This is a genomic window from Streptomyces spinoverrucosus, from assembly GCF_015712165.1.
In the GTDB taxonomy this organism is placed as follows: Bacteria; Actinomycetota; Actinomycetes; order Streptomycetales; family Streptomycetaceae; genus Streptomyces; species Streptomyces spinoverrucosus_A.
Genome location: NZ_JADPZX010000001.1, coordinates 5,160,380 through 5,179,366, shown reverse-complemented (window position 1 = coordinate 5,179,366; position 18,987 = coordinate 5,160,380). Strand labels below are relative to the sequence as shown.

Genomic DNA, 18,987 nt, shown 5'->3' with positions numbered 1-18,987 from the left:
AGAAGAGGTGGTCGTGGTAGCGCCAGCCTATGGCCTGGCACCGGCGTTCACTCGCCGTTGAGATTGGCGGGGGCTCGCTTCGGGGCAAGGAGTGGGTGTACGGGTGCGAGGAGGTGTCGGCGACGCATGACCAGGATGTCGAGGGCGAGAGTGGCCCGGCGCATCGCAGCCGGTGCGGCGTACGGCGGTGGCGGCATCGGCCTGGCCGGTGCGGCGGTCGTCGGCCTGGTGCTGGCCGAGGTGCAGCTGGCGCGGCGCCAGGTGGGCAACGGTTCGACGCCGTACGTGCCGAACGCGAACGGGCGGTACGGACGTGCGTACGACACCCCGGCCGTCCCGCCCCTCCTGCTCACCCTGCTCGGCGACTCCACCGCCGCCGGCCAGGGCGTCCACCGCGCCGGCCAGACCCCGGGCGCGCTACTCGCCTCGGGCCTCGCCGCGGTCGCGGAGCGCCCCGTCGACCTGCGCAACGTCGCCCTGCCCGGCGCGATGTCCGACGACCTGGACCGCCAGGTGACGCTGGTCCTCGCGGACCAGGACCGGATCCCCGACATCTGCGTGATCATGGTCGGCGCGAACGACGTCACCAACCGCATCCCGCCCACCCGCTCGGTGCGCCACCTGTCGGCGGCGGTACGGCGCCTGCGCACGGCCGGCGCCGAGGTGGTCGTCGGCACCTGCCCCGACCTGGGCACGATCGAGCCGGTGCAGCAGCCGTTGCGCTGGCTGGCCAGACGCGCCTCCCGCCAGCTGGCGGCCGCCCAGACGATCGGAGTCGTCGAGCAGGGCGGCCGCACGGTTTCGCTGGGCGACATGCTGGGCCCCGAGTTCGCCGCGAACCCGCGCGAGCTGTTCGGCCCGGACAACTACCACCCCTCCGCCGAGGGCTACGCCACCGCCGCGATGGCCGTCCTGCCCACGGTCTGCGCCGCCCTGGGCCTGTGGCCGGCGGAGGAGGAGCGCCCCGACGCCACCCGCCGCGAGGGCTTCCTGCCGGTGGCCCGGGCGGCGGCGGAGGCGGCCTCGGAGGCCGGTACGGAGGTCACGGCCGCCATGCCGACGGGCCCGCGCGGGCCGTGGGCCCTGCTGAAGCGCAGGCGCAGGCGGCGGGTGACGGAGGCGGAGCCGTCACCGCAGCCGTCGTAGCGCCGACTCCGGCGGTAGAAAAGCAAGCGCTTAGAAAATTGCGGTCCGTGTCACACCACGACACCAGTGACCTCGCGCATACGTACGGGTAACTTCCCAACCAGCCCTGCCCATCCCGTACGCCAATGGAGCCGTGATGCCCGAAGCCGTGATCGTCTCTGCCGCCCGCTCCCCCATCGGCCGCGCCTTCAAGGGCTCCCTCAAGGACCTGCGCCCCGACGACCTCACCGCCACGATCATCCAGGCAGCCCTCGCCAAGGTCCCCGAGCTGGACCCGAAGGACATCGACGACCTGATGCTCGGCTGCGGCCTGCCCGGCGGCGAGCAGGGCAACAACCTCGGCCGGATCGTCGCCGTGCAGATGGGCATGGACCACCTGCCGGGCTGCACGATCACCCGCTACTGCTCCTCGTCGCTCCAGACCTCCCGCATGGCCCTGCACGCCATCAAGGCCGGTGAGGGCGACGTCTTCATCTCGGCCGGCGTCGAGACGGTCTCCCGCTTCGCCAAGGGAAACTCCGACAGCCTGCCCGACACGCGCAACCCGCTCTTCGCCGACGCCGAGGCCCGCACCGCCGCGGTCGCCCAGTCCGAGGGCTCGACCTGGCACGACCCGCGCGAGGACGGCCTGGTCCCCGACCCGTACATCGCGATGGGCCAGACGGCGGAGAACCTGGCCCGGCAGTGGGGCGTGACCCGCCAGGAGATGGACGAGTTCGGCGTCCGCTCGCAGAACCTCGCCGAGGAAGCCATCAAGAAGGGCTTCTGGGAGCGCGAGATCACCCCGGTGACGCTCCCCGACGGCACGGTCGTCAGCAAGGACGACGGCCCCCGCGCCGGCGTCACCCTGGAGGGCGTCGCGGGCCTGAAGCCGGTCTTCCGCCCCGACGGCCTGGTCACCGCCGGCAACTGCTGCCCCCTCAACGACGGCGCCGCGGCCCTGATCATCATGTCCGACACCAAGGCCCGCGAGCTGGGCCTGACCCCGCTCGCCCGGATCGTCTCCACCGGCGTCTCCGGCCTCTCTCCCGAGATCATGGGCTACGGCCCCGTCGAGGCGTCCAAGCAGGCCCTCGCCCGCGCCGGCCTGACCATCGACGACATCGACCTCGTCGAGATCAACGAGGCCTTCGCCGCGCAGGTGATCCCCTCCTACCGCGACCTGAACATCCCGCTGGAGAAGCTGAACGTCAACGGCGGCGCCATCGCCGTCGGCCACCCCTTCGGCATGACCGGCGCCCGGATCACCGGCACGCTCATCAACTCCCTGCAGTGGCACGACAAGCAGTTCGGCCTGGAGACGATGTGCGTCGGCGGTGGCCAGGGCATGGCGATGGTGATCGAGCGCCTCAGCTGACCCTCGTACCCCCTGGGTGACCGGCACACCACCCGCCGTCACGCATTGGCCCAGAACTCCGCAATCACCGGGGTTCTGGGCCGTTTTGTGACCCAATCTCCCCCAGGATGTGACCTATCTCCCTCGCCACAGGGATCACCGCAGGTCAGAGCAGTTCCAGCCGAAACACCTGACGCAAAGTCCTGTCCGTTTCGTGACGTTACGCACTGACAGCTGGTTAGTTCACCCATCAAGCTGATGTAGGAAGTCGGGGGTCGACCTTGAACCGGGAGTACGTCAGTGAGCGCCATGCCGATCGCCTTGCTGGTCACCACGGCCGCCACGGGCGCCGTGGGCGTAGCCGTCCTGCGCACCCTCATGCAGTTGCGCCGCCAGGTCGCGGCCCTGCACACGGAACTCGCCGAAGGCCGCGCCGCCGCCCGCAAACTGCTGCCCGCCGCCCGCACCGCCGCCGACACCGAGGAGATACGCGCGGCCGTGGCCGAGGCGCTGGCCGAGGAGCGGGAGCGGGAGCTGGCCGAGGCGCGCGCCTTCTGGGCCGCCCAGGAGGCCCGTGACGTCTCCGACGCGCCCTCGCTGCTGGGCGGCCTGACCGACCACGACCTCTTCCTCCCCCGGCAGGCCGACTTCGCGGGCCTGGAGCCGTTGGAGCCGGTGACCGAGCCCGGCGCCGAGCCGGACGAGTTCGCCGGCGAGTCCCCCGAACTGGCCGCGGCCCGCCGCCGCCACCCCTCCCACCCCGACTTCACACCGACCCCGTCACCGGTCGTGGGCGACCACGAGCGCACGGTGTCCATCCTGGAGGAACTGGCCGCGTCCGGCGTCGAACTCACCGACGTCCGCCCCGGCCCGCTGGGCACCCTCGACGTCTACGTCTTCGCCGACGGTACGACCCTCTGCATGACCCCGGGCCACCGCGAAACCGCCGAACGCCTCGCCGCGGCCCTCCGCTCCGGCGAGACCCCGGCCCTCCTGGGCGGCTCGGGCCTCTCGGGCGCGTACACCCTGACGTTCACGTGCGGCGGGGAGACGGTGTACATCCTGGCGGACAGGGTCATAGCGTCGTTCTAGAACGCAGAGCAGGGCGACGCCATCAGGGGCGCGGGGAACTGCGCGAGCAACCCGCCACGCACCCGCACCCGCGACCAAGCCGTCACACCCCTGCCCGCTTCTGCGCCTCCCCCACCACCCGCACGGCCTCCTCCACCTCAGCCTCACTCGTCAGCACAACGGCCAGATCCCGCCCCGCGACACTGATCTGGTCGGCCGCCGCGAACATCCCCGCATCCGGCATCTCCCGAGGCTCGCTCCCCGGCGCCTCCACCGACTGCGCCCGCCGGGCCAGCTCCCTGGCCAGCGCCAACGCCTCAGCGGCAGCGCCCCGCTGCAACCGACTCTGCGGCGCCGCCCTCAACCGATCCGCAAATTGATCAACCGCACTGATCAGACGCGTCGTATCAACCACGCCGGCAGGCTACCCGCACTGTTGCCAACAGACGAACGCTCAGGCACGGTGACCTGAAGGACCGGCTTACACCCGATTGCTTCCGGAGGCGCCGATGTCCCAAGTCTTCTCCGAGGAGACCCATCGCAATCTGCTCGCCCGTATCCCCCACTGCACCGGTCGTGAAGTCGCCGACTGGCTGCGCACCGTCGAAGAAGGGCCCGCTCTCCGCTTCGAGGAGAAGGTCAGCTGGCTGCGTCACGAGTACGACCTCGCGTACGGCCACGCCAAGGCGATCATCCACGAGTACGACCTGAGGAGGGCCGCGCGCAAACTGCTCTGAGCGCGCACAGAGACAGCGAAAAGGGCCCCGGGTGAACCCGGGGCCCTTTCATGCGTTCACGCGTCGGCGTTCAGCAGCGCAGCGCCGCTCAGTCGTCGCCGCTGAAGATGGCGACCAGGCGCAGCATCTCGATGTAGATCCACACCAGCGTCATGGTCAGACCGAACGCGGCCAGCCAGGACTCCTCGCGCGGCGCACCGTAGGCGATGCCGTCCTCGATCTGCTTGAAGTCGAGGGTCAGGAAGAACGCGCCGAGCACGATCGCGATGATGCCGACGATCGCACCGAGCGGGCCCATGCTGCGCAGACCGCCGTCCTCGGCGACACCGAAGGCGACCAGCAGCAGGTTGACGGCCATGACCAGGACGAAGGCGATGGCGATCGCCATACCGATCCGGGCGTACCGCGCGGTGACGCGGATCCAGCCGGCCTTGTAGATGAGCAGCGTGGCGCCCGTGACCGCCATCGTGCCGAGCACCGCCTGGAAGGGCGCGCCGGACCAGCGGCTGTTGAACATCTCGCTGAACACGCCGAGGAAGACACCCTCGAACGCGGCGTAGGACAGGATCAGCGCGGGCGAGGCCTTGCGCTTGAACGACTGGACCATCGCCAGGACGAAGGCGATGAGCGCGGCGCCGATCGCCAGGCCGTAGCTGCTGGACGACACCGGCAGCAGTGCCCAGGCGAGGACGGCACCGACGACGACCGTGCCGAGCGTCATCGCCGAGCGCATGACGACGTCGTCCATCGTCATCCGGCCGGTGCCGGCCGGAGCCTGCGGCGGGGCGCCGTACTGCAGGTCCTGCTGCGCGTACGGGTTCTGGGCGTAGGGGTTCTGCGCGTACGGGTTACCGGCGCCGGGCTGGGCGTACGGGTTGCCCTGGGTGCCTACAGCTGCGCCCCCGGCCTGCGGCGCGGTGTTGAAGCCCGCGTAGCCGTTGTCGCGGCTGAACCCCCGTCGCGAGAAGACCGGGTTGCTGCTCCTCATTTCACTCCTCCATGGCCACCCTGCGTGGCTCTGGCCCAAGAGTAATGGACAGGCAAAAGAATCACCCTAGTGCTTGGGGAGGATCTTTCCCCCTCGTGCTGCGCAACACGCTAGCCGGGTGCGTGATTCCCGCCAGCGGAGGGCGTCATTCCTGACGAACTCGGTACATGGCCGGAACCGGCCGGTGATCAAGCCTCACAGGTGAGCGGGGGTCAGTGCAACGGGAACCCCGTGTAGGCCTCGGCGAGGTCGGTCTCCGCGGCCCGCGAGGTGGCGATCCGTTCCAGCCGGGCGAGCTGGAGCCGGTCCTCGAAGGGGCTGGCGTCCGGGGCCCGGTGCAGGAGCGTCGTCATGTCGTACGAGAACCGCTCGGCCTGCCAGACGCGGCGCAGGCAGGTCTCCGAGTAGGCGTCGAGCAGCTCGGCCGAGCCCGTCTCCTTATGGTGTGTCAGGGCCCGCGCGAAGGTGACGACGTCACCGACGGCCAGGTTGAGGCCCTTGGCCCCGGTCGGCGGCACGATGTGCGCGGCGTCGCCGGCGAGGAAGAGCCGTCCGTGTCGCATCGGCTCGTGCACGAAGGACCGCATCGGCGTGACCGACTTCTGGGTGATGGGCCCGCGCCGCAGCCGCCAGTCGTCGGCGGTCTCGAAGCGTCGCTCCAGCTCCGCCCAGATCTCGTCGTCGTCCCACTCCTCGGCGTCCGTGCCGTCCGGCACTTGGAGGTAGAGACGGGACACGGACGTCGACCGCATGGACAGCAGGGCGAAGCCGCGGTCGTGCCGGGCGTAGACCAGCTCGTCGTGCGAGGGCGGTACGTCGGCGAGGATGCCGAGCCACCCGAACGGGTACGTCCGTTCGAACACGCGGGACAGCGAGGCCGGCACCGCCTTACGGGCGACGCCCCAGAAACCGTCGCATCCGACGACGTACTCGCACTCCAGTACGTCTTCCCTGCCCCCGTGCCGGAAACGCACGCGCGGCCGCTCGCTCTCCGCGTCCTCGACCGCGAGTGCCTCCGCCTCGAACAGCAGCGGGCCGCCCTCCTTGGGCTGCAGGGCGATGAGGTCCTTGCACACCTCCGTCTGCGCGTACACCATCACGGACCGGCCGCCGGTCAGGGCGGGGAAGTCGACGCGGTGGCGGCGTCGGTCGAAGCGCAGTTCGATGCCGTCGTGGCGCAGACCCTCCCGGTCCATCCGCTCCCCGGCCCCGGCCGCGCGCAGTACGTCCACCGTCCCCTGTTCGAGGATCCCGGCCCGCTGCCGCCGTTCGACGTAGGCCCGGTCGCGGCATTCCAGCACGACCGAGTCGATCCCGGCGTTGTGCAGCAGCCGCGCGAGCAGCAGGCCGGCCGGGCCGGCTCCGATGATGCCGACGGTGGTGCGCATCGGGTGTTCCCTTCGGGTGGGCGACACTGCCACGTTTCCTTGTTCGTCGAGTGAAATTTACTTCACAAGCGTCGTATGAGGTCCGAGTCTGCGTCGGCGGGCCACGGGTGTCAACGGTCGAGCGCGAAAGCCCCGTGCCCAGCACGAGCCGCGTGGAATCCAGTACCCGGCTTTTCGCTGCCCGGCGCCTTGTTTTCTTTCCGGAGGACGAACAGACCCCCGGCTCCCCAGCACAGGGGACGGGGGTCGGCCAGACGGCGTGGTGCCCGGAGCCGGACTCGAACCGGCACGCCCGCGAAGGGGCAGCGAGGTTTAAGCTCGCCGTGTCTGCGTTCCACCATCCGGGCAGGCCATGGGCTCCGCGTCGAGGTCCCGAGCCTATCGGGATACATCCCCCGAACAGCGGAAGCGCGGACCGATGTTGTCTTATTTTATTGACGTCTGAGGGCCCATCAGCACTCGGCACGCGCCGTCCGCACTTGCCAGTAGCCTTGCGTGCGAGAGTCGGCCGCGCATGCGGAATGACGGAATTTCACCGCCCGAACGAGGGGGCTCCACCTGTTCTCGACAGCTGCCCCCGTCCGGGATCCCGTAGGGCCCGTCCGTCATCCCCAGGTATGAGTCGGGCGCCCGCAGTCCGACCGCAGTCTGTCCCCGGAACCGGAACAACGGCTGACTACACGACGCCGGACGGCCGAGACGATGGAGCACGTCCCAAGCACAACCCGTCGTCCCGACAGGAGCGCCACCCCGTGACCACCACACCCGTCGCCGGCCGGACCACCACCGTGGCCGCGCGCGCCACGGATCTGTCGAAGATCTACGGACAGGGCGAGACCCAGGTGGTCGCCCTGGACCGGGTCTCCGTCGAGTTCCGGCAGGCCGAGTTCACCGCGATCATGGGCCCTTCAGGCTCCGGCAAGTCCACCCTCATGCACTGCGTCGCCGGCCTGGACACCTTCTCCTCCGGTTCGGTGCGCATCGGCGACACCGAGCTGGGCTCCCTGAAGGACAAGCAGCTCACCAAGTTGCGCCGCGACAAGATCGGCTTCATCTTCCAGGCGTTCAACCTGCTGCCGACGCTGACCGCCCTGGAAAACATCACCCTTCCGATGGACATCGCGGGCCGCAAGGCCGACAAGCAGTGGCTGGACTCGGTGATCCGGATGGTGGGCCTCGCCGACCGGCTGAGCCACCGCCCCTCCCAGCTCTCCGGCGGCCAGCAGCAGCGTGTCGCCGTGGCCCGTGCGCTGGCCGCCAAGCCCGAGATCATCTTCGGCGACGAGCCGACCGGAAACCTCGACTCCCGTTCCGGCGCCGAGGTGCTGGGCTTCCTGCGCAACTCCGTACGGGAGTTGGGGCAGACGGTGGTGATGGTGACCCACGACCCGGTGGCGGCGGCGTACGCGGACCGGGTGGTGTTCCTCGCGGACGGACGGATCGTCGACGAGGTGTACGGGCCGACGGCGGACTCGGTCCTCGACCTCATGAAGCAGTTCGACGCCAAGGGCCGCACCAGCTGACGACCGCTCACCCTTCGACCCCGGACTGAGACTTCCCATGTTCCGTACCGCCTTGCGCAACGTACTCGCGCACAAGGCCCGGCTCCTGATGACCGTGCTCGCCGTGATGCTCGGCGTGGCCTTCGTGTCGGGGACCCTGGTCTTCACCAACACCATCTCCGACGCCTTCCAGAACAGCTCCGCCAAGGGCTTCGACCACGTCGACGTGGCCGTGACGCCCGAGTACCAGGACAGCGAGGGCAACCAGGTCGGCAAGAGCGCCGAGCTCACCGACGCGCTGCTCGACAAGAGCGCGAAGGCTCCGGGCGCCGCCGGCGCGATCGGCGTCGTCACCGGCTTCACCGCCATCGCCGACAAGGACGGCAAGCTGATCGGCGACGGCTTCCAGTCGCAGGGCGGGAACTACTGGGGCGACAAGGACCCCCGGTATCCGCTGAAGTCCGGCAGCGCACCGCAGGGCAAGAACGAGATCGCCATCGACTCGGAGACCGCACGCCGCGCCGGCTACGAGGTGGGCGACACCCTGCGCCTCTCGGTCGACGGCCCGGTACTGACGCCGAAGATCACCGGCATCTTCACCACCGACGACGGCAATGTCGCCGCCGGCGGCAGCCTCGCCCTGTTCGACACGCCGACGGCCCAGCAGCTGTTCGGCAAGACCGGCACGTACGACGAGATCGACGTCCAGGCGAAGCCGGGTGTCACCCAGGCCGCGCTGAAGTCCGCGCTGGACAAGGCGCTGCCGAAGGACCTCGTCGAGACCACCACCGGCAAGACGCTCGCCGACGACCAGGCCGAGCAGATCGCCTCCGGCATGAGCGGCATGCGCCAGGGCCTGCTGGTGTTCGCGGGTATCTCGCTCTTCGTCGGCACGTTCATCATCGCCAACACCTTCACGATGCTGGTCGCCCAGCGCACCAAGGAGCTGGCGCTGCTGCGGGCGGTCGGCGCCTCGCGTCGGCAGGTCACGCGCTCGGTGCTGATCGAGGCGTTCGTGGTCGGCACGGTCGCCGGCGTCACCGGTCTGGTCGCGGGCATCGGCATCGGGGCCGGGCTGCGGTCGCTGATGGGCACGCTGGGCGCCACCGTGCCGGACGGGCCGCTGGTCATCACCCCCGGCACGATCGGCTCGGCCCTCGCGGTGGGCATCGTCATCACCATGCTGGCGGCGTGGCTGCCGGGCCGCCGGGCGGCGAAGATCCCGCCGGTCGCCGCGATGAGCAGCCTGCACGCGCAGGCGACCACCAAGTCGCTGGTGCTGCGCAACACGCTGGGCGCCCTGATCAGCGCGGCGGGCGTCGCCACCGTCCTGGCCGCGACGACGATGAACGGCTCGGACGGCCAGGCGCCCATGGGCCTCGGCGCCGTCCTGCTGATCATCGGCGTGTTCATCCTGACCCCGCTGCTGTCCCGCCCGCTGATCGCGGCGGCGGCTCCGGTGCTGCGGATCTTCGGGGTGTCGGGCAAGCTGGCCCGGCAGAACTCGGTGCGCAACCCGCGTCGTACGGCCGCTACGGCCTCCGCGCTGATGATCGGCCTCACCCTGATCACCGGCATGACGGTGATGGCGGGCAGCCTCCAGAACGGCATCGACAAGATGGCGACGGCGGCGATCCGCGCGGACTACGTCGTGTCGATGGCCAACGGCAACCAGCTCTCGCCGGACGTCGAGAAGGAGCTTCAGCGGGTCGACGGCGTCACCGACATCAGCTCGCTGAACAACGCGATCTCCCGAATCGACGGCGAGACGGAGTTCCTGACCGGGGTCAACGGCGCCGCGATCGGCAAGCTCACGGACCTCAAGGTCGACGACGGCTCCTTCACGGTCGGCGGCACCAAGGTCGTCGTGGACGCGGACACGGCCGAGTCGAAGGGCTGGAAGGCCGGTTCGGACTTCACCGCGCACTTCGAGGACGGCGAGGCGCAGCGGCTGACGGTCGCCGGGGTCTACGAGGGCAACGAGCTGATCAGGGGCATCCTGCTCGACAACGCCGTCGTCACCCCGCACCAGGAGGACAACTTGGCCATGCAGATCATGGTGAAGACGTCCGACGGGGCCTCCGACGCGACGAAGGACAAGCTGGAGAAGGCCCTCGGCGCCAACCCGGCGATCAAGGTTCAGGACAAGAAGGACCTCTCCAACGAGATCGCGCAGATGTTCACGCTGATCCTGAACATGGTCTACGGCCTGCTGGCCATGGCGGTGATCGTCGCGGTCCTCGGCGTCATCAACACCCTGGCGATGAGCGTCTTCGAGCGCTCGCAGGAGATCGGCATGCTCCGCGCGATCGGCCTGGACCGCAAGGGCATCAAGCGGATGGTCCGCCTGGAGTCCCTGGTGATCTCCCTGTTCGGCGGCGTCCTCGGCATCGGGCTCGGCGTGTTCTTCGGCTGGGCGGCCGGTGAGCTGCTGGGCACCCAGATGGCCACGTACGAACTGGTCCTGCCGTGGGGCCGGATGGCGCTCTTCCTGCTCCTGGCGGCGACGGTGGGCGTCCTGGCGGCCCTGTGGCCGGCCCGCCGGGCGGCCCGCCTGAACATGCTCACGGCGATCAAGTCGGAGTAGTTCGTCAGGGCGTACGACGATCAGGGCCCCGCTTCCTTCGGGAGGCGGGGCCCTCGGTCGTTCAGACGGTCCAGGTGCGCGAGCGCAGCGGCATTCCGGAGGCGCCGGAGTCGGGGGTCCGCACGGCCAGGACCTGGTTGACGCCGATGCGGTTGCGCTCGAAGGACAGCGCCGAGGCGGCCATGTACAGCCGCCAGACGCGGGCGCGGCCGGGGCTCGTGAGCCTGACCGCGCGGGCCCAGTCGGCCTCCAGGTTGGCGACCCAGCGGCGCAGGGTGAGGGCGTAGTGCTCGCGGATCGACTCCACGTCGCGCACCTCGAACCCGGCGCGTTCCAGCTGGGTGACGGTGGCGCCGATGGGCTGCAGCTCGCCGTCGGGGAAGACGTAGGAGTCGATGAACTCGTCGACGTGGTAGGCGGACTCGTCCTGCTGCGGCCGGCGCGCGATCTGGTGGTTGAGCAGCCGGCCGCCGGGGGCGAGCAGGGCGTACAGATCGCGCGCGTACCGCACATAGCGTTCGGCGCCGACGTGTTCGGCCATGCCGATGGAGGAGATGGCGTCGTACGGCCCGTCCTGGACGTCCCGGTAGTCCTGCACCCGGATCTCGACCCGGTCGGTCAGGCCCTCGTCGGCGACGCGTTTACGGGCGTACGCCGCCTGCTCCTGGGACAGGGTGATGCCGACGACGCTCACGCCGTGCTCGCGGGCGGCGTGGATGGCCATGGAGCCCCAGCCGCAGCCGACGTCGAGGAGGCGCTGACCGGGGGTCAGGGCGAGTTTGCGGCAGATGAGTTCGAGTTTGTCGCGCTGGGCGGCCTCCAAAGTGCCGTCGGGGGCGGGCCAGTAGGCGCAGGAGTACACCATGGACGGCCCGAGGACGATCTCGTAGAAGTCGTTGCCCACGTCGTAGTGGTGGCTGATGGCGCGTTTGTCGCTGCGGCGGGTGTGCAGCTGGCCGCGGCTGCGGCGGACCTCCTCGACGGGCGGGGCGGGCGGCAGTGGGGGCCCGGCGAGTCTGAAGAGCCCGCGCACCGCGGCGCGCACCTCGGGGTCGCGCAACGCCTGGGCGAGGGTTCTGGCGTCCTCGCCGCGCTCCCAGATCAGCCCGGCGAGCTGTTCGAGCACGGCGTACAGGTCGCCGTCCACGTCCAGGTCGCCCGCCACCCAGGCGCGCGCGAGGCCGAGTTCGCCCGGTTTGAACAGCAGACGGCGCAGGGCGCGGCGGTTGCGCACGACCAGCGTGGGGGCTTCGGGCGGACCGGCCTGCGAGCCGTCCCAGGCGCGGATACGGACCGGGAGCGGTGCTCCCACCATCTGCTCGAGCAGGCCCTTCAGCCGCGACGCGGCGTCAGCCATGGCGCACACCTCCGTGACAGCGATCCCGGAATGTCGGTCACCACGTAAACACCAGAATGCCCGCGACGCCGTCCCGCCACGGCGTCACGTTTGGGCAAATTGTCAGAGCACCCGGGCGTCGCTGTCCAGAACGGCGTCGGCATCGCGGTCCGTGTCAAGTCCCGAGTTTCCCTGTCACGAAAGGCAGTGGCATGACGGGCCTCGGGCGGCGGGCCCTAATGGACGTATCCGCTTCCCCTACTTCTTACGGATGTGAACAGCCATGACTCGTCTTTCCCGCTTCCAGCGCTTCGCCCTGCTCACCGCTTCGACAACGGTGATCACCGGAGGAGCCCTCCTTCCGGGCACCGCGTTCGCCGCCCCGGCGCCGCAGGCCCCGAGCATCGCCGTGGCGGAGGCCGAGGCCCGATGGGCGGAGACCAAGGACGCTCCGAGCGGCATCACCGCCGAGCTTCCCGCGAAACCCAAAGCCGAGAAGGTACCTGGTGGCCATACGTACATAGCGACGACCGACTCCGCTGTCGCTCAGTTCACGGTCATCGACGCGGACGGTGTCGATCAGAACGATCTCGACTTCGTCCTCAAGGGCTACCTGTTCGGCTACAACGAGACCGTGGAGTCCCCCGACGAGAAGATCAAGAGCACCAACCTTCGTACGGGGACCACGGCTGACGGCCATCACACGCTCCACGCCGACTTCACCGCCCCTGACGGCACCGTCGGCAGTATCGGCCTGATCCACACGGGCGACTATGTGGTCCAGGTCGCGACGATCGGCTTCGACGTAGAGCCGGACACCGTGCGAGCGGACTACAAGCAGCTCCTCGACAGCGTCCAGCTGCCCGCCGACAAGGAGCCCGGCCGGGCTACCTGACCGGCAAAGCCCTCGGAGCGCACACACGCCGAAGGGGCCGCCCGCACCACGGATGGCGGGCGGCCCCTTCGGGGTGGTGATGACAGGCCCGAGGGTCAGGAGGCCTTGGCCTTTTCCTCGGTCTTGGTCGCGGCAGCGACCGGCGCCGGCTTCGCCGCCTCGTAGAACTCCTCGCGCGGGGACTCCAGCGCGCCGAGGGCGACGACCTCGCGCTTGAGGAACATGCCGAGCGTCCAGTCGGCGAAGACGCGGATCTTGCGGTTCCAGGTCGGCATCGCCATGCCGTGGTAGCCACGGTGCATGTACCAGGCGAGCCGGCCCTTCAGCTTGATCTTCATCTTGCCCATGACGATCATCGCCACGCCCTTGTGCAGGCCGAGACCCGCGACCGCGCCCTTGTTGGCGTGGCTGTACTCCTTCTGCGGGAAGCCCCGCATCCCGGAGACCACGTTGTCGCCGAGCACCTTGGCCTGGCGCAGCGCGTGCTGGGCGTTCGGCGGGCACCAGGCGTTCTCCACGCCGGCCTTGCGGGCGGCGATGTCGGGCACCTGGGCGTTGTCGCCCGCGGCCCAGATGTAGTCCGTGCCGTTGACCTGAAGCGTCGGCTCGCAATCGATGTGACCGCGCGGGCCGAGCGGGAGGCCGAAGCGGGACAGCGCCGGGTTCGGCTTGACGCCGGCCGTCCAGACGATGGTGTTGGCGTCGACCTCGAGGCCGTTCTTCAGCACCACGTGACCGTCGACGCAGGAGTCCATGGACGTCGAGAGGTAGACCTCCACGCCCCGGCTCTCCAGGTGCTCCTTGCCGTACGTGCCGAGCTTGGGCCCGACCTCGGGAAGGATCTTGTCGGCGGCGTCGACGAGGATGAAGCGCATGTCCTCGCGGGACACGTTGGTGTAGTACTTGGCCGCGTCCCGGGCCATGTCCTCGACCTCACCGATGGTCTCCGCACCGGCGAAGCCACCGCCGATGAAGACGAAGGTGAGCGCCTTGCGGCGGATCTCCTCGTCGGTCGTGGAGTCGGCCTTGTCGAGCTGCTCGAGGACGTGGTTGCGCAGGCCGATGGCCTCCTCGATGCCCTTCATGCCGATGCCCTGCTCGGCGAGGCCGGGGATCGGGAAGGTCCGGGAGACCGCGCCGAGCGCGACGACGAGGTAGTCGAAGGGCAGCTCGTACGCCTCGCCGACCAGCGGGGAGATGGTGGCGACCTTGCGGTCCTGGTCGATGGTGGTGACCCGGCCGGTGAGGACCTCCGCCTTCGGCAGCACGCGTCGCAGCGGGACGACGACATGGCGCGGGGAGATGTTGCCGGCGGCGGTTTCGGGGAGGAAGGGCTGGTAGGTCATGTACGACCGGGGGTCGACGACCGTGACGGTCGCCTCGCCGTAGCGCATCTTCTTCAGGATGCGCCGAGCGGCGTACAGGCCTACGTACCCACCGCCTACTACGAGGATCCTGGGACGCTCCGTGGTGCTCATGGCATCGAGTATCCACCCGTCCCCGAGGGGGAGCTCGTGCGCCCCTTCACAAGCATCTCCAGGGCCTGTGCTACACTCCCCGGCCCGCGTGACGCAGGTCATGGTCATCGACGGGAACCACGGCGCGATGCGGCCCGTTGTCAATGCCGCGTGAGCTGCCTCTCTGGCTCGCGGAAGCCCTTGTGAGTGGACGGAAGCAGGCTCCGGGGAGGGGTCTTCGTAGCCTCCTTACACCTCCCGTCCGGACACGTTCAAGGGCCTGTTCATCCCTCGGAAGGACCAACCGGCACCTATCCGTAGTCCCACAGGGCCGAATTCCTTGTGAAGAACTTCACGAACTTTCTTGAGCGGGCAGCCGGGAGGGATGGGCGAGGGGCCTGAAAGTGCCTCTCGGAGCGCTCATACGCTAGCCGACCTGCTCAGCCGATAGCTACCGATCGGTAGCAAACGAGACCCGGACCACCCCGCGGACACGCCCCGCGTCGCCCGCCGCGGCCCCCGTCACCCGGTAGCCACGCTCCGCGCGAAATTCGCCAGAACCGTGCATAGCGTGCAGGCATGATCACCTCACAGAAGGCCCTTCTGCGGGCCACTTCGCGCATAATTTCGGTCGGCGCTGCCCTGGGCATCGCTCTTGGCGTGGGCGTCGTGACGGCCGCATCCGCTGCGGCGGCCACACCCGTCCACCACGTCACCACGAAGGCCACGGCCGTCGAGTCGAGTCCAACTCGACACAGTTACGGCGGAGGCGGCGACGAGGAATGCACCGGCATCCTCGTCCTGCTCTGCAACTGACGGACCGCACAGGCCGAAACGAACGGCCCCGGTTCCTCTCCACGAGGAACCGGGGCCGTTCCGCGTCACGGCGGGTCAGCCGTGCGCATCCGCTTCCGCGTCCTGCGTCACCCGCCCGCCGCAACGGAGAACGCGATCCCGTCGAGGATGTCGTGCTCGCTGACGACGACCTCCTCGGCGCCTATCCGTTCCATGATCGACAGCAGTACGAGGGCCCCGGCGGCGATCACGTCGACGCGCCCGGGGTGCATGGACGGCACCGCCGCCCGCTCGGCGTGGGTGGAGTGCAGCAGCCAGTCGGTGATCTCGCGGACCCGGTCGCGGGTGACCCTGGAGTGGTGGATGCGGGTCGAGTCGTACTCGGGCAGGTCCTGGGCGATCGCCGACACCGTGGTGACCGAACCGGCCAGCCCCACCAGCGTCCTGGCCTCGCGCAGCGGAACCGTCTCCTCGGCGAGGTCGAGAGCCGCCTCGATGTCGGCCCGCATCGCCGCGATCTGCTCCTCGGACGGCGGGTCGGAGACGACGCCGTCGCGGACCAGGTGGCGCTCGGTCATCCGCACACAGCCGACGTCCACGGAACGCGCGGCGCGGACGTGCTCCTCGCCGACGACGAACTCGGTCGACCCACCGCCGATGTCCACGACGAGGTAGGGCCGGTGCAGGTCCGCACGCCCCGCCAGCTCCTTCGTCGCGCCGGTGAAGGAGAACTCGGCCTCCTCGTCGCCGGTGATGACCTCGGGCTCGACGCCGAGGATGTCGATGACCCCGCGCACGAACTCGTCCCGGTTCTCGGCGTCCCGGGAGGCGGAGGTGGCGACGAAACGGACCCGCTCGGCGCCGTGCTCCTTGATGATCGCGGCGTACTCCCGGCAGGCCGCGAAGGTCCGCTCCAGCGCCTCGGGGGCGAGCCGTCCGGTGCGGTCGACGCCCTGGCCGAGCCGCACGATCGTCATCCGGCGGTCCAGGTCGACCAGTTCGCCGGTGGCCACAGCGCCGGAGGCGCTGTTCAACACTGTCGCGTCGGCCACGAGGAGCCGGATGGAGTTCGTACCGCAGTCGACGGCGGCCACACGGGTCATTTGTCGTCCTCCTCGGCCTCGGCGTCGGCATCGGAGTCCACGGGCCGCGCGGCGAAGTAGCCGGACTCGTCACCGTCGACTTCCCAGCCCTCGCCCTGCGGCGGCCCCGCGAGCGTCACGCACGGCCCCTTGCGCCACCACTCCGGCAGCATGGCCAGCGCCTCGTCGCCGAGCGGGTTCACGCCCGGTCCGGCGGCCAGGCTGTGCGCCACGAGCACGTGCAGGCACTTCACCCGGTCCGGCATGCCGCCCGCGCTCGGGAAGCCCTTCAGCTCCTCGATCTCGTCCCGGCGCCGGATGTAGTCCTCGTGCGCGACGCGGTACGCGGCGGCGAGTTCCGGGTCGGTCTCCAGCCGGGCCGTCATCTCCTTCATCACGCCCTCGGCCTCCAGCGTGCCGATGGCCGACGAGGCCCGCGGGCACGTCAGGTAGTACAGCGTCGGGAAGGGCGTGCCGTCGGGCAGCCGCGGGGCCGTCTCCACGACGTCCGGCTGCCCGCACGGGCAGCGGTGCGCGATGGCGCGCAGCCCGCGCGGCGGCCGCCCGAGCTGCTGCTCGAAGGCCTCGACGTCCGCGTCGGTGGGCTCGGTGCGCGCGGTGGGCGGCGGGGGCGTGTCCATGTCTGTACGAGAGTCTTTCTGTCTTTGTCTCTGGTCGGCGTCACTGGTCGGCGGCATCGGACTTGTCGACGCCGTCCCAGACGTTCGCGTACCAGGGGCGGTCGGCCGCCTCCGAGTCGGCACGCGACTGGCGTGTCGCGTCCGGGTCGATCACTACGTAGCCGGTCTCCCCGGGCATCACATAATGCAGCCGCTGCCGGATCTGCTGCTCCGCGTACGCGTCGTCCTGCCAGCGTGCCTTGAGGTCGCGCAGTTCCTCGACCCGCTGCTGGGCCTGCTGCTTCTCCCGCCGCAGGTCGGCGATCTCGGCGCGCTGGGCGACGTACTGCCTTATCGGATAGGCGAGGGCGACGACCAGCGAGCAGACGACGAGCGCGAGCAGTGCGGCGCGGCCGGTCAGCCGGGAGCGGCGGGCCTGGCGGCGGGTCTGGGAGCGGTAGACGCGGGCCGCCGTCTGTTCGCCGAGCAGCCGGATCCTGGTCGCGGTGGAGAAACGGTCCCGGTCCTTCACGGCCATCTGGTTTCCGCCTCCCGTCCACGCGCGTACGTCCCCGCACACGGTACGGGACCGAGTACGGGGACGTACGTACGACGCTTCCTACGAGGCGGTGATCACTCAGCCCTTGAAGCGGGGAAAGGCCGAGCGGCCCGCGTACACCGCGGCGTCGTCGAGGATCTCCTCGATGCGCAGCAGCTGGTTGTACTTGGCGACACGCTCGGAGCGGGCCGGGGCGCCGGTCTTGATCTGGCCGCAGTTGGTGGCGACGGCGAGGTCGGCGATGGTGACGTCCTCGGTCTCGCCGGAGCGGTGGGACATCATGCACTTGAAACCGTTGCGCTGGGCCAGCTCGACGGCGTCCAGGGTCTCGGTCAGCGAGCCGATCTGGTTGACCTTGACCAGCAGCGCGTTGCCGGCGCCCTCCTCGATGCCGCGGGCCAGGCGCTCCGGGTTGGTGACGAACAGGTCGTCACCGACGAGCTGGACCTTGTCACCGAGCTTGGCGGTGATGGTCTTCCAGCCCTCCCAGTCGTCCTCGAACAGCGGGTCCTCGATGGAGACCAGCGGGTACGCGTCGACCAGCTCGGCGTAGTACTCGGTCATCTCGGCGGCCGAGCGCTCCTTGCCCTCGAAGACGTACACGCCGTCCTTGTAGAACTCGGACGCGGCGACGTCGAGGGCGAGGGCGATCTGCTCGCCGGGGGTGTAGCCGGCCTCCTTGATCGCCTCCAGGATGAGGTCGAGGGCGTCGCGGTTGGAGCCGAGGTTCGGGGCGAAGCCGCCCTCGTCGCCGAGGCCGGTGGCCAGGCCCTTGTTCTTCAGGACCTTCTTCAGGGTGTGGTAGACCTCGGCGCCCCAGCGCAGGGCCTCGGAGAAGGACTCCGCGCCGATCGGGGCGATCATGAACTCCTGGATGTCCACGTTGGAGTCGGCGTGCGAGCCGCCGTTCAGGATGTTCATCATCGGCACCGGCAGCAGGTGCGCGTTGGGGCCGCCCAGGTAGCGGAACAGCGGCAGGTCGCTGGCCTCGGAGGCGGCGTGCGCGACGGCCAGCGAGACGCCGAGGATGGCGTTGGCGCCGAGGGAGCCCTTGTTGTCGGTGGCGTCCAGGTCGAACATGGCCTGGTCGATCAGGCGCTGCTCGGTGGCGTCGTAACCGACCAGCTCCGGGCCGATCTGCTCGATGACGGCCAGGACGGCCTTCTCGACGCCCTTGCCGAGGTAGCGGTTGGGGTCGCCGTCGCGGAGCTCGATGGCCTCGAAGGCGCCGGTGGAGGCGCCGGACGGGACGGCGGCACGACCCGTGCTGCCGTCGTCGAGGCCGACCTCGACCTCGACCGTGGGGTTGCCTCGGGAGTCCAGGATTTCCCGGGCTACGACGACGTCGATGGACGGCACGAGCATCTCCTTCGTGGATGTGACGCGGTTCAGCAGGACCGCAGCGGCTCTGCGAGACGAGCCTAACCGGCTCCGTGCGATCGGCCAGCCGGTCGCCCATCTCGTGGACGGAACCGAGAGTAAATTGTT

The 18,987-nt window shown here is 69.8% G+C and carries 17 protein-coding genes and 1 tRNA gene; 8 read left to right on the top strand and 10 right to left on the bottom strand.

Going from position 1 to position 18,987, the window contains the following annotated elements; translation table 11 throughout:
• Positions 1-126 precede the first annotated feature (126 nt).
• From I2W78_RS23555 to I2W78_RS23545, 3 genes are all read left to right on the top strand, one after another.
• Positions 127-1,146, top strand: coding sequence for an SGNH/GDSL hydrolase family protein (locus I2W78_RS23555; RefSeq protein WP_196462259.1), 1,020 nt, complete (start codon positions 127-129; stop codon positions 1,144-1,146).
• Positions 1,147-1,282: 136 nt separating this feature from the next.
• A complete protein-coding gene (locus I2W78_RS23550) occupies positions 1,283-2,503 on the top strand; it encodes an acetyl-CoA C-acetyltransferase (protein WP_196462258.1) in 1,221 nt (406 codons plus the stop codon).
• Between the two features lie 279 nt (positions 2,504-2,782).
• Complete coding sequence (locus tag I2W78_RS23545) at positions 2,783-3,574, top strand: hypothetical protein (protein ID WP_196462257.1); 792 nt, start codon at positions 2,783-2,785, stop codon at positions 3,572-3,574.
• A gap of 82 nt (positions 3,575-3,656) precedes the next feature.
• Here the strand turns inward: I2W78_RS23545 and I2W78_RS23540 are convergent, their stop codons facing one another.
• Positions 3,657-3,968, bottom strand: coding sequence for a hypothetical protein (locus I2W78_RS23540; protein ID WP_196462256.1), 312 nt, complete (start codon positions 3,966-3,968; stop codon positions 3,657-3,659).
• A 94-nt stretch (positions 3,969-4,062) separates the two neighbouring features.
• Between I2W78_RS23540 and I2W78_RS23535 the strand changes: the two genes are divergently transcribed.
• Positions 4,063-4,290 (top strand): DUF4287 domain-containing protein, encoded by a 228-nt coding sequence (locus I2W78_RS23535; protein ID WP_196462255.1) that lies wholly within the window; start codon positions 4,063-4,065, stop codon positions 4,288-4,290.
• Between the two features lie 88 nt (positions 4,291-4,378).
• On the opposite strand, the gene I2W78_RS23530 is transcribed toward I2W78_RS23535, so the two are convergent.
• The 3 genes from I2W78_RS23530 to I2W78_RS23520 all read right to left on the bottom strand — a co-directional run bounded on the left by I2W78_RS23530 (position 4,379) and on the right by I2W78_RS23520 (position 7,013).
• Positions 4,379-5,278, bottom strand: a complete 900-nt coding sequence (locus I2W78_RS23530; RefSeq protein WP_196462254.1) for a Bax inhibitor-1/YccA family protein — start codon at positions 5,276-5,278, stop codon at positions 4,379-4,381.
• A gap of 212 nt (positions 5,279-5,490) precedes the next feature.
• Positions 5,491-6,666, bottom strand: a complete 1,176-nt coding sequence (locus I2W78_RS23525; RefSeq protein WP_196462253.1) for a 4-hydroxybenzoate 3-monooxygenase — start codon at positions 6,664-6,666, stop codon at positions 5,491-5,493.
• A gap of 260 nt (positions 6,667-6,926) precedes the next feature.
• A tRNA-Leu gene (locus tag I2W78_RS23520) sits at positions 6,927-7,013 on the bottom strand.
• A 405-nt stretch (positions 7,014-7,418) separates the two neighbouring features.
• On the opposite strand from I2W78_RS23520, the gene I2W78_RS23515 reads away from it, so the two are divergent.
• Positions 7,419-8,189 (top strand): ABC transporter ATP-binding protein, encoded by a 771-nt coding sequence (locus tag I2W78_RS23515; protein ID WP_196462252.1) that lies wholly within the window; start codon positions 7,419-7,421, stop codon positions 8,187-8,189.
• Between the two features lie 37 nt (positions 8,190-8,226).
• A complete protein-coding gene (locus I2W78_RS23510) occupies positions 8,227-10,755 on the top strand; it encodes an ABC transporter permease (protein ID WP_196462251.1) in 2,529 nt (842 codons plus the stop codon).
• A gap of 61 nt (positions 10,756-10,816) precedes the next feature.
• On the opposite strand, the gene I2W78_RS23505 is transcribed toward I2W78_RS23510, so the two are convergent.
• Complete coding sequence (locus tag I2W78_RS23505) at positions 10,817-12,112, bottom strand: SAM-dependent methyltransferase (protein WP_196462250.1); 1,296 nt, start codon at positions 12,110-12,112, stop codon at positions 10,817-10,819.
• Between the two features lie 262 nt (positions 12,113-12,374).
• Between I2W78_RS23505 and I2W78_RS23500 the strand changes: the two genes are divergently transcribed.
• Positions 12,375-12,986, top strand: coding sequence for a hypothetical protein (locus I2W78_RS23500; RefSeq protein ID WP_196462249.1), 612 nt, complete (start codon positions 12,375-12,377; stop codon positions 12,984-12,986).
• Positions 12,987-13,081: 95 nt separating this feature from the next.
• On the opposite strand, the gene I2W78_RS23495 is transcribed toward I2W78_RS23500, so the two are convergent.
• The gene (locus I2W78_RS23495) at positions 13,082-14,464 is read right to left on the bottom strand and encodes an NAD(P)/FAD-dependent oxidoreductase (protein WP_196462248.1); all 1,383 of its coding nucleotides are present in this window, start codon (positions 14,462-14,464) and stop codon (positions 13,082-13,084) included.
• 558 nt (positions 14,465-15,022) lie between these two features.
• Here I2W78_RS23495 and I2W78_RS23490 point away from each other — a divergent pair.
• Positions 15,023-15,259: a hypothetical protein gene (locus I2W78_RS23490; protein ID WP_196462247.1), complete on the top strand. Its 237-nt coding sequence runs from the start codon at positions 15,023-15,025 to the stop codon at positions 15,257-15,259.
• A gap of 107 nt (positions 15,260-15,366) precedes the next feature.
• Here the strand turns inward: I2W78_RS23490 and I2W78_RS23485 are convergent, their stop codons facing one another.
• From I2W78_RS23485 to eno, 4 genes are all read right to left on the bottom strand, one after another.
• Positions 15,367-16,341: a Ppx/GppA phosphatase family protein gene (locus tag I2W78_RS23485; RefSeq protein WP_196462246.1), complete on the bottom strand. Its 975-nt coding sequence runs from the start codon at positions 16,339-16,341 to the stop codon at positions 15,367-15,369.
• Entirely contained in the window at positions 16,338-16,961 is a 624-nt protein-coding gene (locus tag I2W78_RS23480; protein WP_196462245.1) for a DUF501 domain-containing protein, read from the bottom strand. Before I2W78_RS23480 ends, I2W78_RS23485 begins: the two co-directional genes overlap by 4 nt.
• 40 nt (positions 16,962-17,001) lie before the next feature.
• The gene (locus tag I2W78_RS23475) at positions 17,002-17,478 is read right to left on the bottom strand and encodes an FtsB family cell division protein (RefSeq protein WP_196462244.1); all 477 of its coding nucleotides are present in this window, start codon (positions 17,476-17,478) and stop codon (positions 17,002-17,004) included.
• Between the two features lie 99 nt (positions 17,479-17,577).
• Positions 17,578-18,858, bottom strand: a complete 1,281-nt coding sequence (eno, locus tag I2W78_RS23470; protein ID WP_196462243.1) for a phosphopyruvate hydratase — start codon at positions 18,856-18,858, stop codon at positions 17,578-17,580.
• Between the last annotated feature and the right edge of the window lie 129 nt (positions 18,859-18,987).